Annotated in this window: 11 protein-coding genes; 8 read left to right on the plus strand and 3 right to left on the minus strand. The window is 72.5% G+C overall.

Annotation, left to right across the window (positions count from 1 at the left end):
• Positions 1-50: 50 nt before the first annotated feature.
• Positions 51-1,928 carry an ABC transporter ATP-binding protein gene (locus ACFY8U_RS24640; protein ID WP_389574152.1) on the minus strand — a complete coding sequence of 626 codons (1,878 nt, stop codon included), beginning with the start codon at positions 1,926-1,928 and terminating at the stop codon, positions 51-53.
• A gap of 8 nt (positions 1,929-1,936) precedes the next feature.
• On the minus strand, positions 1,937-3,844 hold the full coding sequence (locus ACFY8U_RS24645) for an ABC transporter ATP-binding protein (RefSeq protein ID WP_389573647.1): 1,908 nt from the start codon (positions 3,842-3,844) through the stop codon (positions 1,937-1,939).
• A gap of 154 nt (positions 3,845-3,998) precedes the next feature.
• Between ACFY8U_RS24645 and ACFY8U_RS24650 the strand changes: the two genes are divergently transcribed.
• The 5 genes from ACFY8U_RS24650 to ACFY8U_RS24670 are packed head-to-tail and all read left to right on the plus strand — an operon-like array spanning position 3,999 to position 8,600.
• Entirely contained in the window at positions 3,999-4,871 is an 873-nt protein-coding gene (locus ACFY8U_RS24650; protein WP_389573650.1) for a hypothetical protein, read from the plus strand.
• Positions 4,872-4,930: 59 nt separating this feature from the next.
• On the plus strand, positions 4,931-5,836 hold the full coding sequence (locus ACFY8U_RS24655; protein WP_389573652.1) for an ABC transporter ATP-binding protein: 906 nt from the start codon (positions 4,931-4,933) through the stop codon (positions 5,834-5,836).
• A complete protein-coding gene (locus ACFY8U_RS24660; RefSeq protein WP_361599717.1) occupies positions 5,833-6,576 on the plus strand; it encodes an ABC transporter permease in 744 nt (247 codons plus the stop codon). The genes ACFY8U_RS24655 and ACFY8U_RS24660 overlap by 4 nt, the downstream gene beginning before the upstream one ends.
• Before the next feature lie 49 nt (positions 6,577-6,625).
• Complete coding sequence (locus ACFY8U_RS24665) at positions 6,626-7,939, plus strand: sensor histidine kinase (RefSeq protein WP_389573655.1); 1,314 nt, start codon at positions 6,626-6,628, stop codon at positions 7,937-7,939.
• Positions 7,932-8,600: a response regulator gene (locus tag ACFY8U_RS24670; protein WP_389573658.1), complete on the plus strand. Its 669-nt coding sequence runs from the start codon at positions 7,932-7,934 to the stop codon at positions 8,598-8,600. The genes ACFY8U_RS24665 and ACFY8U_RS24670 overlap by 8 nt, the downstream gene beginning before the upstream one ends.
• 28 nt (positions 8,601-8,628) lie before the next feature.
• On the opposite strand, the gene glgX is transcribed toward ACFY8U_RS24670, so the two are convergent.
• Entirely contained in the window at positions 8,629-10,845 is a 2,217-nt protein-coding gene (glgX, locus tag ACFY8U_RS24675) for a glycogen debranching protein GlgX (RefSeq protein WP_389573660.1), read from the minus strand.
• A 217-nt stretch (positions 10,846-11,062) separates the two neighbouring features.
• Between glgX and ACFY8U_RS24680 the strand changes: the two genes are divergently transcribed.
• The 3 genes from ACFY8U_RS24680 (at position 11,063) to ACFY8U_RS24690 (ending at position 14,528) form a co-directional block, all read left to right on the plus strand.
• A complete protein-coding gene (locus ACFY8U_RS24680; protein ID WP_389574154.1) occupies positions 11,063-12,244 on the plus strand; it encodes an Ig-like domain-containing protein in 1,182 nt (393 codons plus the stop codon).
• Between the two features lie 184 nt (positions 12,245-12,428).
• On the plus strand, positions 12,429-13,673 hold the full coding sequence (locus tag ACFY8U_RS24685; RefSeq protein ID WP_389573663.1) for an Ig-like domain-containing protein: 1,245 nt from the start codon (positions 12,429-12,431) through the stop codon (positions 13,671-13,673).
• Between the two features lie 87 nt (positions 13,674-13,760).
• The gene (locus ACFY8U_RS24690) at positions 13,761-14,528 is read left to right on the plus strand and encodes an enoyl-CoA hydratase-related protein (RefSeq protein WP_361434611.1); all 768 of its coding nucleotides are present in this window, start codon (positions 13,761-13,763) and stop codon (positions 14,526-14,528) included.
• The last annotated feature ends 82 nt before the right edge of the window (positions 14,529-14,610 follow it).

A 14,610-nucleotide genomic window follows, 5' to 3' on the forward strand; every position in this document is an offset into this window, starting at 1 on the left:
GGGCGCGTGGCGTCACCCGACGTCCGGCCGAGGCGCGCGGGACGCCCGGCTCACCCCACCAGGCTGTCCCGCCAGGCGCGGTGGAGGGTCGCGAAGCGGCCCTCGCCGCCCACCAGGTCCGACGGGGTGCCGTCCTCCACGATCCGGCCGGCCTCCATCACCAGCACCCGGTCCGCGATCTCCACCGTCGAGAGGCGGTGGGCGATCACCACCGCCGTACGGCCCGCGAGCACCGTGTCCATCGCCCGCTGCACCGCCCGTTCCCCCGGCACGTCCAGCGAGCTGGTCGCCTCGTCCAGGATCAGGACCGCCGGGTCCGCGAGCAGGGCGCGGGCGAAGGCCACCAGCTGGCGCTGACCCGCGGAGATCCGGCCGCCCCGCTTCCGTACGTCCGTGTCGTACCCGTCCGGCAGCCCGGCGATGAAGTCGTGCGCGCCGATCGCCTTCGCCGCCTGCTCGATCTCCTCCCGGGTCGCGTCCGGCCGCCCGATCGCGATGTTCTCGGCGACCGTCCCGGAGAACAGGAACGCCTCCTGGGTCACCATCACCACGCCCCGCCGCAGTTCGGCCGTCTCCAGGTCGCGGACGTCGACGCCGTCGAGCAGCACCCGCCCCTCCGTCGGGTCGTAGAACCGGGCCAGCAGCTTGGCGAGCGTCGACTTGCCGGCGCCCGTGGAGCCGACCACCGCGACCGTCTGACCCGCCGGGATCGTGAGGTCGAAGCGCGGCAGCACCTCGCCACCCGTCCGGTACGCGAACCGCACCCCGTCGAAGACGACCGCCCGGCCGGGGTGTCCGCCCCGGCGCTCCGGAAGCTCACGCGGCGCGGCGGCCTCCGGGACCCCCGGCTCCTGCGCCAGCAGGCCGGCGATCTTGGCGAGGGAGGCGGCGGCCGACTGGTACGAGTTGAGGAACATGCCGAGCCGGTCGATCGGGTCGTACAGCCGCCGCATGTACAGCACCGCCGCCGCGAGCACGCCCAGCGCCAGGGTCCCGCCGGCCACCCGGTACGCGCCCCACAGACACATGCCGGCCACGGCCGTGTTCGCGACGAGCCGCGAGCCGACGACATAGCGCGCCATCTCCAGGAGCGCGTCGCCGTTGGAGCGCTCGTGCCGCCGGTTGAGCGCGGCGAACTCCGTGTCGTTGGCCCGCTCGCGGCGGAACGCCCGCACGGGCCGGATCCCGTTCATCGTCTCCGCGAACTTCACGATCACGCCGGCGATGGCCGTGGACCGCTCGGCGAAGACGACGCCCGCGCGCCGCTGGTAGATCCGTACCAGCAGATACAGCGGTACGAAGGAGGCGACCGCGACCGCGCCGATGCCCAGGTCCAGCCACAGCAGCATCGCCGAGATGTACACGAACGCGAGGACGACGCCGATCAGCTCCTGGAGCCCCTCGGCGAGCAGCTCGCGGAGGGACTCCACGTCGGTGGTGGACCGGGAGATGAGCCGGCCGGAGGTGTACCGCTCGTGGAAGTCGACGCTCAGCACCTGAGCGTGGCGGAAGATGCGCCCGCGCAGATCGAGCAGCACGTCCTGGTTGACCCGGGCGGCGCCGCGCACGAAGGCGTACTGGAGGAGTCCGCCGGCCACGGAACAGACCAGGTACCCGACGGCGACGGCCACCAGGGGGCCGTGGTCCCCGTCACGGAAGGCGGGTACGCCGCGGTCGATGGCGTACGCGACGAGCAGCGGACCGGCCTGCACGGCGGCCTGCTGGAGGAGCAGGACGAGCGCGGCGAGGGCCACGCGGGCGCGGTGGGCGGCGAGCAGCGACCGCAGCAGGGCGCCGGTGGCCCCGGGCGCGGTGGGCAGGTCGTCCCGGTCGAAGGGGTCGCCGCCGCCGTCGGGGCGTCCGGCCTCGACGCCCGCGGCCGTACCCGTCCCCCTCGCTGTCGCCTTCGACGTCTTCGTCGCCGTCATCGGATCCGTCATCGTTCCTCAGCCCCTTCGCCGGACATCAGCCAGGCGTACTCGGCGTTGCCGCGCAGCAGTTCGTGATGGGTGCCGACCGCGGCGACGCGGCCCCCCGACAGCAGCGCCACCCGGTCGGCGAGCAGCACCGTCGACGGGCGGTGGGCGACCACCAGGGCGGTCGTGTCGCGCAGGACCTCGCGGAGGGCCGCCTCGACCAGGGCCTCCGTGTGGACGTCGAGCGCGGAGAGCGGGTCGTCGAGGACCAGGAAGCGGGGCCGGCCGACCACCGCGCGGGCCAGCGCGAGGCGCTGGCGCTGGCCGCCGGAGAGGCTGAGGCCCTGCTCACCGACCTGGGTGGCCGCCCCCTCGGGCAGCGCCCCCACGAAGCCGCCCGCCTGGGCGACGTCGAGCGCGCGCCACAGCTCGGGCTCGCCGGCTCCCTCCGTACCGCCCATCAGGACGTTCTCGCCGACGCTCGCCGAGAAGAGGGTCGGCTCCTCGAAGGCCATCGACACGAGCGTGCGGAGCCGTTCGCGCTCCATGAGCGTGATGTCCTCGCCGTCCAGCAGGATCCGCCCCCCGGTCGGCTCGTGGAGCCGCGGGACGAGGGCGGTGAGCGTCGTCTTTCCGGAACCGGTCCCGCCGACGAGGGCGAGGGTCTCGCCGGGCCGGATGTGCAGATCGACGCGGTCGAGGACGGGAGGGGCGTCGGGGGGCGCGTCCGGGTAGCGGAACGACACGTTCTCGAACCGCACCCCGTCGGCGGACGAGGACGCGGGCGGAAGCGAGGACGGGGACGCGGATGTGGACGAGGACGAGGACGCGGGCGGAAGCGAGGACGGGGACGGGGACGCGGGCGGAGGCGAGGACGGGGACGCGCCGCTCGGGCTCTTGACCGGCTCGGGCCCCTGGCTCTCCTCCGCCGAGTCCATCACCTCGAAATACCGTTCCGTCGCCGTCGCCGCCTCCTGGCTCATCGCGAGCAGGAAGCCGATCGACTCCACCGGCCAGCGCAGCGCGAGCGCCGTCGACAGGAACGCGACGAGCGTGCCGGCCGACAGCTCCCCGTCGGCGACCTGGACGGTGCCGAGCACCAGGGCCGCGCCGATCGCCAGCTCGGGAATGATCGTGATGAGCGCCCAGATCCCGGCGAGCATCCGCGCCTTGACCAACTCCGTGCCGCGCAGCCGCTCGGCCAGCGCGCGGAACGCGAGGGCCTGACTGCGGTGCCGCCCGAAGCCCTTCACGATCCGGATGCCGAGGACGCTCTCCTCGACCACGGTCGTCAGATCGCCGACCTGGTCCTGCGCGCGGCGCGCCACCATGGAGTACTTCGTCTCGAACATCGCGCAGAGGATCACCAGCGGGACGACGGGCGTGAGCAGCACGAGCCCGAGCGTCCAGTCCTGGCCGAGCAGCAGGACATAACCGGCGAGGATCGTCACGCCGTTGACCAGCAGGAACGTCAGCGGAAACGCGAGGAACATCCGCAGCAGCATCAGATCGGTGGTGGCGCGCGAGAGCAGCTGGCCCGAGGCCCACCGGTCGTGGAAGGCGATCGGCAGCCGCTGCAGCCGCCGGTACAGCGCGGCCCGCATGCTCGCCTCGACCCCGGCGAGCGGCCGGGCCACCAGCCACCGCCGGAACCCGAAGAGCACGGCCTCCGCGATGCCGAGCAGCAGCAGATACAGAGCCCCGAGCCACACCCCGCCCGGATCGCCCTCGGCGACGGGCCCGTCCACCATCCATTTCAGGACGAGCGGGATGACGAGCGACAGGCACGAGGCGACGATCGCGACGGCGGCGGCCCACGCCAACCGTGCGCGCACGGGCCGCACATAGGGCCACAGCCGCGCCAACGAGCGCACGGTCGAGCGGCGGGGATCGGGGGAATCGTTGTCTACTGCATGTTCTCCGGGCATCAGGTCCGAGCCTAGGGTTCACCACTGACATCCCTCACCCGAATTTCCCCGCACCGGGCCCTCCCGGTCTGCCCCTTGACCGGCGTATCCGCAGGCCGGAGACTTTCCCGACCCCGTGGACCATCCGGGGTACGAGCACAGGGGCGGGAAACGGATGACGACGGCCGAGGCGTACTTCGCGCGCTGCGAGCAGCTCTACCTGGCGGGCGGGCACGCCGCCGTACGCCGCGCGGCGCGGGAGGGCCTCGACGCGCTCGGCCCGACCGCCGATCTGTACTGCTGGCTCGCCGTCGGGCATATGGCCGCGGACGAGGACGACCACGACGACGACGCCGAGGAGGCGTTCCGGGCCGGGCTGAAGCTCGCCCCCGACCATCTCGGGCTGCTCGCCGGGTATACGGAACTCTGTCTCCGGGCCGACGGGTTCGAGCATCCCGGCCGGTCCGCCCGCGCGGTCGCCCTCACCGCGAGGATCAAGGCTCTGGCCCCGGATTCCCCGGAGGCCGAACGGGCAGCGTCCGCCGAACGCCTGCACCGCAGGGGCTACTGGGAGGACATCCGGCTCCAGGCCGCGCGGGCCGCCGTGACCAGCCGGGCCGTCGAGGAGCAGAGCGCCGACCTCACGTACGCGCTGAGCCACCACGGCGACCAGGACGCGCGCGCGGCGGTGCGGGCGCACGAGACCGCCCGGCCGACGGACCGCCGCGCCGCCGTGCTCGCGGCGACGCTCGACGCGCTGTCGGGCCCCTGGAACGCACCCGTACGCCTCCTCGCCCGCTACCGGCCCGCGGCCTGGGTGGTCTCCGTCGTGCTGTCGTACGCCACCAACCTCGTGCTCCGGGAGACCGGCGTCGTGGACTCCTTCAGCCTCTGGGGCTGGCTCTGGCTGCTGCCGATGGCGCTCGTCGACCGCCGCTTCGCGGCGGCCCGGCGCGCCGGCGAGGAGCGCGTGGTGGCCCGGCTCGAGGCCGGGCTCTCGGCCGCGGGGGAGACCACGGGTCGTACCGGGCATCAACCGATCGGTTGATCGCGCTTCGAGCGTGATGGCCGATACCCCCGGCCTGCCCCCGCGGCCAGTCTGGGGGCATGCCAATGATCGAGGTTCAGGGCCTGCGCAAGGCCTACGGCGGCCGGACGGTCGTCGACGGTGTGTCGTTCGCGGTCGACGAGGGGGAGATCTTCGGGATCCTCGGGCCCAACGGGGCCGGCAAGACCACGACCGTGGAGTGCGTCGAGGGGCTGCGGAGCCCGGACGCCGGGACCGTGCGGGTCGGCGGGCTCGACCCCGTCGCCCGGCACGCCGACGTCACCCGGATCCTCGGGGTGCAGCTCCAGGAGAGCGAGCTCCAGGCCAAGCTGACCGTACGGGAGGCCCTGGAGCTGTACGCCTCCTTCTACGAGCGGCCCGCCGACTGGCGGACGCTCGCCGAGCGCCTCGGGCTCGACGCCCATCTGAACGCACGGTTCGGGAAGCTCTCCGGCGGGCAGAAGCAGCGGCTGTTCATCGCCCTCGCCCTGGTCGGCAACCCGCGGGCCGTCGTCCTCGACGAACTCACCACCGGGCTCGACCCGCGCGCCCGGCGCGACACCTGGACCCTCATCGAGGACATCAGGGCGGGCGGGGTGACCGTCCTGCTCGTCACCCACTTCATGGAGGAGGCCCAGCGCCTCTGCGACCGGATCGCCGTCATCGACCAGGGCCGGATCGCCGCGCTCGACACCCCCGACGGGCTCATCGGACGGGCCGCCGCCTCCAGGGTGATCTCCTTCGCCGCCGAGACGGCCCTCGACCCCGCCGAACTCCGCGCCCTGCCGCAGGCCGCGTCCGTGGAGACCAAGGACGGCAGGACCGTCGTCACGGGCACCGACGTCACCGTCAACGCGTTCATCCAGCTCCTCGCCCGGCGCGCCGTCACCGCCGAACAGCTCCGGGTCACCGACGCCACCCTCGACGACGCCTTCCTCGACCTGACAGGAGCCGACCACCGATGAGCGCCGCCACCACCATGGTCCTGAAGACCGAGGCCCGCCTCTTCTCCCGCGAACCCGGCTCCCTGTTCTGGGTGATGGTCTCGCCGACCGTCCTCCTGGTGATCCTCGGTCTGATCCCGTCCTTCCGCGAGGCGTCCGACGACCTCGGCGGCCGCCGCGTCATCGACCTCTACGTCCCCGTCTCCGTCCTCTTCGCCATGATCATGTCCGGTCTCCAGGCCATGCCGCCCGTCCTCGCCGGCTACCGCGAACGCGGCATCCTGCGACGGATGTCGACCACCCCCGTCCGCCCGGCCTCCCTCCTCACCGCCCAGATCGCCCTGCACGGTGCCGCGGCCCTGGTCTCCTCCGCGCTCGTCATCGTGGTCGGGCGGCTGGCCTTCGGCGTCCGGCTGCCGCAGAACCTCCCCGGGTACGCGCTCGCGCTGCTGCTCGCGATCGCCGGCGGTCTCGCCCTGGGCGCCGCCGTCTGCGCCGTCTCCCGTACCCAGAAGATCGCCACCGCGGTCGGGTCGGCGGTCTTCTTCCCGACGATGTTCACGGCGGGCGTCTGGGTCCCCGTCCAGGCCATGCCGGATACGCTGCAACGCATCGTCCAGGTCACGCCGTTCGGCGCGGCCTCGCAGGCCCTCGACGCCGCGACGTCCGGCGGGTGGCCCGGGTGGGCGGCGCTCGGGACCATGGCCCTGTGGACGGTGCTGCTGACCGCCACGGCGGCCCGCTGGTTCCGCTGGGAGTGACGGCCGGGGAATGACGGCCGGGGAGCGACGGTATGGGGGGCGAGAGCCGATGACGGTCGAGGAACGCTGGCAACAGTTCTTCCGCTGGGGGCCGTACGGCCTGCTGGCCCTCGCCACGGTCCTCGCCGCCGCGGCCGCCGACCTGGTCATGCACGGTACGGAGGTGGAGACGGCCGCGGTCCTGGTCGTCGCCGCCCTCGCCCTCCAGGTGGGATGGGAGGTCCACCGGCGCCGTGCGGTCGCGCGGGGCAAGACGCCCCCCGACACCACCGTGGGCGTCGACGACACCACGCCCCACCTCGTTCCCGGCGCGCCCAGCACCGCGTCCGTCTGCTACTTCGTCCTGCGCACGGCCCTCGCGTTCGCGCTCAGCTGGCTCAACCCGTTCTTCTCCGTCTACGCCAGCATCGGTTTCTTCGACGCCGTACAGCTCCTGCCCCGCCGCCTCGCCCGCGCCGGACTCCTCTGCACGGCCGTCACCATGGCGGGCGCCCAGTCCGGTGGTCTGCCGCCCGCGGCGCTCGTCAACTGGGTCGCCTTCGGCGGCCTCTTCGCCCTCAACGCCTGCCTCGCCGTGGTCTTCTCCCACCTCCGTACGAAAGAGATCGAGAAGGCCGACGAGCGCGCGGCCACCATCACCGAACTCGCCCGCACCAACGCCCGGCTGGAGGAGGCCCTCGCCGAGAACGCCGCCCTTCAGGCCCAGCTCCTCCTCCAGGCCCGCGAGGCGGGGGTCGCCGACGAGCGGCGCCGACTGGCCGCCGAGATCCACGACACCCTCGCCCAGGGCCTGACCGGGATCATCGCCCAGCTCCAGGTCGTCACCGCCACCCCCGACCCCGGCCTCGCACGCGTCCACGTCCAGCGCGCCGCCGACCTCGCTCGCCACAGCCTCGGCGAGGCCCGCCGGTCCGTGCAGAACCTGAGCCCGGTGGCCCTGGAGCACGACGGCCTCCCCGAGGCGCTGAAGAAGACCGTCGCCACCTGGTCCGAACGCACCGGGATCACCACCCGGTTCACCGTCACCGGCACGCAGGAGCCCCTCCACGACGAGGTCGCCGCCACCCTGCTGCGGATCGCCCAGGAGGCACTGGCCAACGCCGAGCGCCACTCCGGTGCCTCCCGGGCCGGCGTCACCCTCTCGTACATGGGGGACGAGATCACCCTCGACGTACGGGACGACGGGCACGGCTTCGACCCCCGGAGCGTCCCCGCCCGCTCCACCACCCCCGACGGCGGCGGGTTCGGACTCGACGGCATGCGGGCCCGGGCCGAACGCCTCGCCGGCTGCGTCGCCGTGGAGACGGCGCCCGGCGAGGGCACGGCGATCTCCGCCCGCGTACCGTTGGTGCACCATGGCTGACCGAACGAGCATCACCCTGCTGATCGTCGACGACCATCCCGTCGTACGTGACGGCCTGCGCGGCATGTTCACCGCAGCCGGCCCCGGCGCCGCGGAAGCCGGCTTCGACGTCCTCGGTGAGGCGGCCGACGGCGTCGAGGCCGTCGAACTCGCCCTGCGCCTGGACCCGGACGTCGTCCTCATGGACCTGCGGATGCCCGGCGGCAGCGGCGTCGACGCCATAGCCGAGCTGACCCGGCGCGGCGCCCGCTCCCGGGTGCTCGTCCTCACCACGTACGACACGGACACGGACACCCTCCCCGCGATCGAGGCGGGTGCCACCGGCTACCTCCTCAAGGACGCGCCCCGCGACGAGCTGTTCGCCGCCGTCCGGGCCGCCGCCGAGGGCCGTACCGTCCTGTCCCCGGCCGTCGCCTCCCGGCTCGTCTCCCGCGTCCGCACCCCCGCCGCGCCCGCCGACGAGACGCTCTCCGCCCGCGAGCGCGAAGTCCTCGAACTCGTCGCCAAGGGCACCTCGAACCGCGCCGTCGCCGCCGAACTCTTCATCAGCGAGGCGACGGTGAAGACCCATCTGACACACATCTACGGCAAGCTGGGCGTCAAGGACCGAGCCGCCGCGGTGGCCGTCGGATACGACCGCGGCATCCTGGGCCGCGGCTGACCGCCGGCCGACCCCGCAGGCCCCCCCCTCACCCCCCGACCCGCAGCAGCCACACCGAGCGCGCTCCCACCGTCACCGTCCCCCCGCCCGCGTGGACCGTCCCCGGAGGGCGCGTCTGGTCCTCCAGGGCGGTGTCCAGGACCAGTTCGTACGACTCCGCCCACGGCGGACCCGGCAGCCGGTACTCCACCGGACGGGACCCCGCGTGCAGGATCGCCAGGAAGCTGTCGTCGGTGACCTGGGCGCCACGCTCGTCACGCCCCGGGATGTCGCGGCCCGAGAGATAGAGGCCCAGTGTCGCGGCCGGCGCGTACCAGTCGCCCTCCGTCATCTCCGTGCCGTCCGCCGAGAACCACGCCAGGTCCCGGAGCCCGTCCGCGGCCTGCGGCCGGCCCGAGAAGAACGCGCGGCGGCGCAGCACCGGATGGCGGTGGCGCAGTGCGAGCAGCCGCCGGGTCAGGGCGAGCAGCCCGGCCCGCCCCGGTTCCTCGGGCAGCGACCAGTCCAGCCAGCTCGTCTCGTTGTCCTGGCAGTACGCGTTGTTGTTGCCACCCTGCGTACGGCCCATCTCGTCGCCCGCGACCAGCATCGGCACGCCCGTCGACAGCAGCAGCGTCGTCAGCAGGTTGCGCAGCTGCCGCAGTCGCAGCGCGCCCACCTCGGGGTCGTCGCTCTCGCCCTCCGCCCCGCAGTTCCAGGCCCGGTTGTCGTTCGTGCCGTCCCGGTTCCCCTCCCCGTTGGCCTCGTTGTGCTTCCGCTCGTACGTGACGAGGTCCCGCAGCGTGAAGCCGTCGTGGGCGGTGACGAAGTTGACCGAGGCGTACGGCCGCCGGCCGCCCCAGGCGTACAAGTCGCTCGATCCGGAGAGCCGGTACCCGAGATCCCGTACGTCCGGCAGCGCACCGCGCCAGAAGTCCCGCACCGCGTCGCGGTAGCGGTCGTTCCACTCGGTCCACAGCGGCGGGAACGCGCCGACCTGGTAGCCGCCGTTGCCGACGTCCCAGGGCTCGGCGATCAGCTTCACCCGGCGCAGCACCGGGTCCTGGGCGATGACCGCCAGAAAGGGGGAGAGCATGTCGACGTCGTGCATCGAGCGGGCGAGCGCGGCCGCCAGGTCGAAGCGGAAGCCGTCGACGCCCATCTCCGTCACCCAGTACCGCAGCGAGTCGGTGATCAGCCGCAGCACCTGCGGCTGCACCACATGCAGGGTGTTGCCGCAGCCGGTGTAGTCGGCGTACCGGCGGGCGTCGGACTGGAGCCGGTAGTAGCCCCGGTTGTCGATGCCCTTCAGCGACAGCGTCGGCCCCAGCTCGCCCGCCTCGGCCGTGTGGTTGTAGACGACGTCGAGGATGACCTCGATCCCGGCCGCGTGCAGGGCCCGCACCATCCGCTTGAACTCGCCCACCTGCTGCCCGGTGGTCCCGGACGAGGAGTAGCCGGCGTGCGGGGCGAAGTACCCGATGGAGTTGTAGCCCCAGTAGTTCCGCAGCCCCCGCCGCAGCAGATGGTCCTCGTGCGCGAACTGGTGTACGGGGAGCAGCTCCACGGCCGTCACCCCGAGCCGTACGAGATGGTCGACGGCCGCCGGGTGCGCGAGGCCCGCGTAGGTGCCGCGCAGCTCCTCGGGGATGCCCGGGTGGAGCTTGGTGAAGCCCTTCACATGCAGCTCGTAGATGACCGAGTCCGGCCAGGGGGTCTTCGGCCTGCGGTCGTCCGACCAGTCGTCGTCGTCCAGGACGACGACGCCCTTCGGTACGTGCGGAGCGGAGTCCCGGCCGTCCCGCACGGTGTCGGCCACATGCTGCTGCGGCCAGTCCCGCACATGCCCGTACACCTCCGGCGGCAGCGCGAAGTCCCCGTCCACCGCACGGGCGTACGGGTCGAGGAGCAGCTTCGCCGGGTTCCAGCGGGCGCCGGTCCACGGGTCCCAGCGGCCGTGGACCCGGAAGCCGTACCGCTGCCCGGCGCCCACCCCGGGCACGAATCCGTGCCAGATCTCATGGGTCAGTTCGGTCAGCGGGAGCCGTCTCTCCGCCCCGTCGGCGTCGAAGAGGCAGAGCTCGACGGCCTCGGCCCCGCCGGCCCACAGCGCGAAGTTCGTCCCCGCCACGCCGTCCGGTCCCACCCGGCAGCGCGCCCCCAACGGCGTCGGAGCCCCCGGCCACACCACCGGCCGGACCTGCTCCGGGGCAGGCGGGAGCCCCACTCCGTCCCGTACCGCCTCCTGCTCGGCTGCGCTCGACACCTGTCGGCCTCCCGCGGCTCGTCGGGCCCCGTACGGCGCGGACACCGCGGCGTCCCGGCCGCGGCGCCCCGTCGGGGTCCTCCCACCTGTTCTGCCCGTACCGCCGTACTCCCAACATGACCCGCACGCACGTTTCCCCTGGAGGGTGGCCGTCGTTGGGCTGAGCGTGACACTTGTATGGAAGCGGGCGGGTTACGCCCTCGCGGTGGCGGCACTCATGGCGGGCCTGGCGGGCTGCACCGACAAGGGCGACGGCGGCGGTGGTGGTGGCGGCGGTATCGAGCTCCCGCTGCCCGGCAAGGCGCGGGCACCGGGCGACCTCATCCGGATCAGCCCCGAGGACGGCAGCAAGGGCGTGCCGGCCGAGGGGCCGATCGAGGTACGGGTCGACAGCGGCCGGCTGGAGCGGGTCACCGTCGTCCGGGTGGAGGACGCGCAGCGGACCCAGGTGGCCGGTGAGATCAGCGAGGACGGGCTGCGCTGGCGGCCCTCGGCGGACTCCCGGCTCGCGCTGGCCGCGAAGTACAGCGTGGACGCCGTGGCGCTCGACGCGCACGGCCGGCGCTCCGCCCGGCACTCGACCTTCACCACCGTCGTCCCCGAGAGCCGCTTCATCGGCTACTTCAAGCCGGAGAACCGTTCCACGGTCGGCACCGGCATGATCGTTTCGTTCGGCTTCAACCGGGCCATCGAGAACCGGGAGGCCGTCGAACGGGCCATCAGAATCACCTCCGACCCGCCTGTCGAGGTGGTCGGCCACTGGTTCGGCAAGGAGCGGCTCGACTTCCGCCCCGAGGAGTACTGGCGTCCCGGCACCAAGGTGACGGTCGAGCTGGCGCTGCGTGACCTCGAGGGCGCGCCCGGCGTGTACGGCATCCAGAGCAAGACGGTCGGGTTCACGGTCGGGCGCTCCCAGGTCTCCGTGGTCGACGCGGCCGAGCACACCATGAAGGTCCACCGGGACGGCGAGCTGCTCGCGACCGTGCCCATCACGGCCGGGGCGCCCAAGACGACGACGTACAACGGCAAGATGGTCGTGACGGAGCTCTTCGACGTGACGCGGATGGACGGCAGGACGGTCGGCTTCGGCGGCGAGTACGACATCAAGGACGTGCCGCACGCCATGCGGCTCACCAGCTCCGGAACGTTCCTGCACGGCAACTACTGGGCCGATCCCTCCACGTTCGGCTCGGCCAACGTGAGCCACGGCTGCGTCGGTCTTCGGGACGACAAGGGCGGCAGCCCGGACTCCCCGGCGGGCTGGTTCTTCGACCGTACGCTCATCGGCGACGTCGTCGAGGTGGTCAACTCCCGTGACCGAAAGGTCGCTCCCGACAACGGCCTCGGAGGCTGGAACATGGAGTGGGCGGAGTGGACGGAGGGCTCCGCTCTGAGATGAGCCCGTCAGCCCCTCGCCGACCGGTCTCACGTGCACGGTTCCTGGTGCAACTGGGACTGAACGGTGACATTCACGTGGAACTTTCGTGTCCTGCGGTGTGATTATCTATCGCCGTGCGCGCGATGGATGCGCACGGGGGTGCGGGCCGGGGTGAGACCAGGCCGTGCGAGGGGAGACGACCATTTTGAACGGGCAGCCGATATCGGCCGGGGTGGGGCGCGGACGGCGACGCGGGGGCGCGCGTCTGCAGGCTCTGGCTGTGGGGGCGTTGCTCCTGGTCCTGACGGCGTGCGGGGGCGGGGACCCGGCCGACGGGGGCAAGGGCGGGCAGGATCCGGCGCAGGGCGGCAAGCAGGAGATCGCCGCGTCGAAGGCGGTCGTCACGATCGCTCCGAAGGACGGCGCCGACTCGGTCGCCACCAGCGGCGCTCTGAAGGTGACGGCGGAGCAGGGCAAGCTGACGACGGTCACGGTCGCCGACAGCAAGGGCGCCGAGGTCGAGGGCAAGATATCGGCGGACGGCGCCAGCTGGCAGCCCGTCGGCCACCTCGCCGCCGGTACGGAGTACAAGGTCCACGCGGTCGCGCAGGACTCCGACGGGCGTGAGTCGGCCAAGGACACCACCTTCACCACGCTCGTCCCGAAGAACACCTTCATCGGCCACTACACGCCCGAGGACGGCTCGACCGTCGGCGTGGGCATGCCGGTCTCCATCCGCTTCACCCGCGGCATCACCGACCCGGAGGCCGTGGAGAAGGCCATCAAGGTCACCGCGACGCCCGCCGTGCAGGTCGAGGGCCACTGGTTCGGCAACGACCGCCTCGACTTCCGTCCGGAGAACTACTGGGCCGCCGGCACCAAGGTGACCGTCGAGCTCAACCTCGACGGTGTCGAGGGTCGCCCGGGCGTCTACGGCAAGCAGAAGAAGAAGGTCTCCTTCACCATCGGCCGCCGCCAGGTCTCCACGGTCGACGCCAGCGCCAAGACCATGAAGGTCGAGCGCGACGGCAAGATCATCAAGACGATCCCGATCACCGCGGGCGCCCCGTCCACGACCACGTACAACGGTCAGATGGTCATCAGCGAGAAGTACAAGGTGACCCGGATGAACGGCGCCACGGTCGGCTTCGGCGGTGAGTACGACATCAAGGACGTGCCGCACGCGATGCGTCTGTCCACCTCGGGCACGTTCGTCCACGGCAACTACTGGGCCTCCTCCGGGACCTTCGGCTCCGCCAACGTCAGCCACGGCTGCGTGGGTCTGCGCGACACGCGCGGCGCGGGCGACAGCACCACCCCGGCGGCCTGGTTCTACGACCGCTCGCTCATCGGCGACGTGGTGGTCGTGAAGAACTCGAAGGACAAGCAGATCGCCCCGGACAACGGCCTGAACGGCTGGAACATGTCCTGGTCGGAGTGGACCAAGTAGGTCCCCGGGCCTGACCGGACGAGGGACCCGGTGCTGTGAGCAACAGCACCGGGTCCCTCGTCGTTAACGGCGGCTAACCTGCCGGGTATGACTGTGAACCTCGAAGTCGCCGAAGGCGTCGGCACGATCCGCCTCGACCGCCCTCCGATGAACGCCCTCGACATCGCCGTCCAGGACCGGCTGCGCGAGCTGGCCCAGGAGGCGACCGACCGCGACGACGTACGGGCCGTGATCCTGTACGGCGGCGAGAAGGTGTTCGCGGCCGGCGCGGACATCAAGGAGATGCAGGTCATGGACCACGCGGCCATGGTCAAGCGGTCGCGCGCGCTCCAGGACTCCTTCACCGCGATCGCCCGCATCCCCAAGCCCGTCGTCGCCGCGATCACCGGCTACGCCCTGGGCGGCGGCTGCGAACTGACGCTCTGCGCCGACTACCGGATCGCCGCGGACAACGCCAAGCTCGGCCAGCCCGAGATCCTGCTCGGTCTGATCCCGGGCGCCGGCGGCACCCAGCGGCTGTCCCGGCTGATCGGCCCCTCCAAGGCCAAGGACCTCATCTTCACCGGCCGGATGGTCAAGGCCGACGAGGCCCTCGCGCTCGGTCTGGTCGACCGGGTCGTCCCGGCGGCCGAGGTGTACGAGCAGGCGCACGCCTGGGCCGCGAAGCTCGCCCAGGGCCCCGCCATCGCGCTGCGTGCCGCGAAGGAGGCGATCGACCAGGGCCTGGAGGCCGACATCGACACCGGCCTCGCGATCGAGCGCACCTGGTTCGCCGGGCTGTTCGCGACCGAGGACCGGGAGCGCGGAATGCGCAGCTTCGTCGAGGAGGGCCCGGGCAAGGCGAAGTTCGTCTGACCGGCGGTGGCGGCGGTCCCGTACCTACTCACGGGTACCGCCGCCCGCCTCTGACATATGCCGGAGGAATCTTCCGGAATTG

This window comes from Streptomyces sp. NPDC012508 (assembly GCF_042902595.1).
Lineage (GTDB): Bacteria > Actinomycetota > Actinomycetes > Streptomycetales > Streptomycetaceae > Streptomyces.

Excerpts from the sequence above, each read along its gene's own strand:
- ACFY8U_RS24640 (WP_389574152.1), bottom strand. The coding sequence starts at position 1,928 with ATGACGGCGACGAAGACGTCGAAGGCGACAGCGAGGGGGACGGGTACG.
- ACFY8U_RS24645 (WP_389573647.1), bottom strand. The coding sequence starts at position 3,844 with ATGCCCGGAGAACATGCAGTAGACAACGATTCCCCCGATCCCCGCCGC.
- ACFY8U_RS24650 (WP_389573650.1), top strand. The coding sequence starts at position 3,999 with ATGACGACGGCCGAGGCGTACTTCGCGCGCTGCGAGCAGCTCTACCTG.
- ACFY8U_RS24655 (WP_389573652.1), top strand. The coding sequence starts at position 4,931 with ATGCCAATGATCGAGGTTCAGGGCCTGCGCAAGGCCTACGGCGGCCGG.
- ACFY8U_RS24660 (WP_361599717.1), top strand. The coding sequence starts at position 5,833 with ATGAGCGCCGCCACCACCATGGTCCTGAAGACCGAGGCCCGCCTCTTC.
- ACFY8U_RS24665 (WP_389573655.1), top strand. The coding sequence starts at position 6,626 with ATGACGGTCGAGGAACGCTGGCAACAGTTCTTCCGCTGGGGGCCGTAC.
- ACFY8U_RS24670 (WP_389573658.1), top strand. The coding sequence starts at position 7,932 with ATGGCTGACCGAACGAGCATCACCCTGCTGATCGTCGACGACCATCCC.
- ACFY8U_RS24680 (WP_389574154.1), top strand. The coding sequence starts at position 11,063 with ATGGCGGGCCTGGCGGGCTGCACCGACAAGGGCGACGGCGGCGGTGGT.
- ACFY8U_RS24690 (WP_361434611.1), top strand. The coding sequence starts at position 13,761 with ATGACTGTGAACCTCGAAGTCGCCGAAGGCGTCGGCACGATCCGCCTC.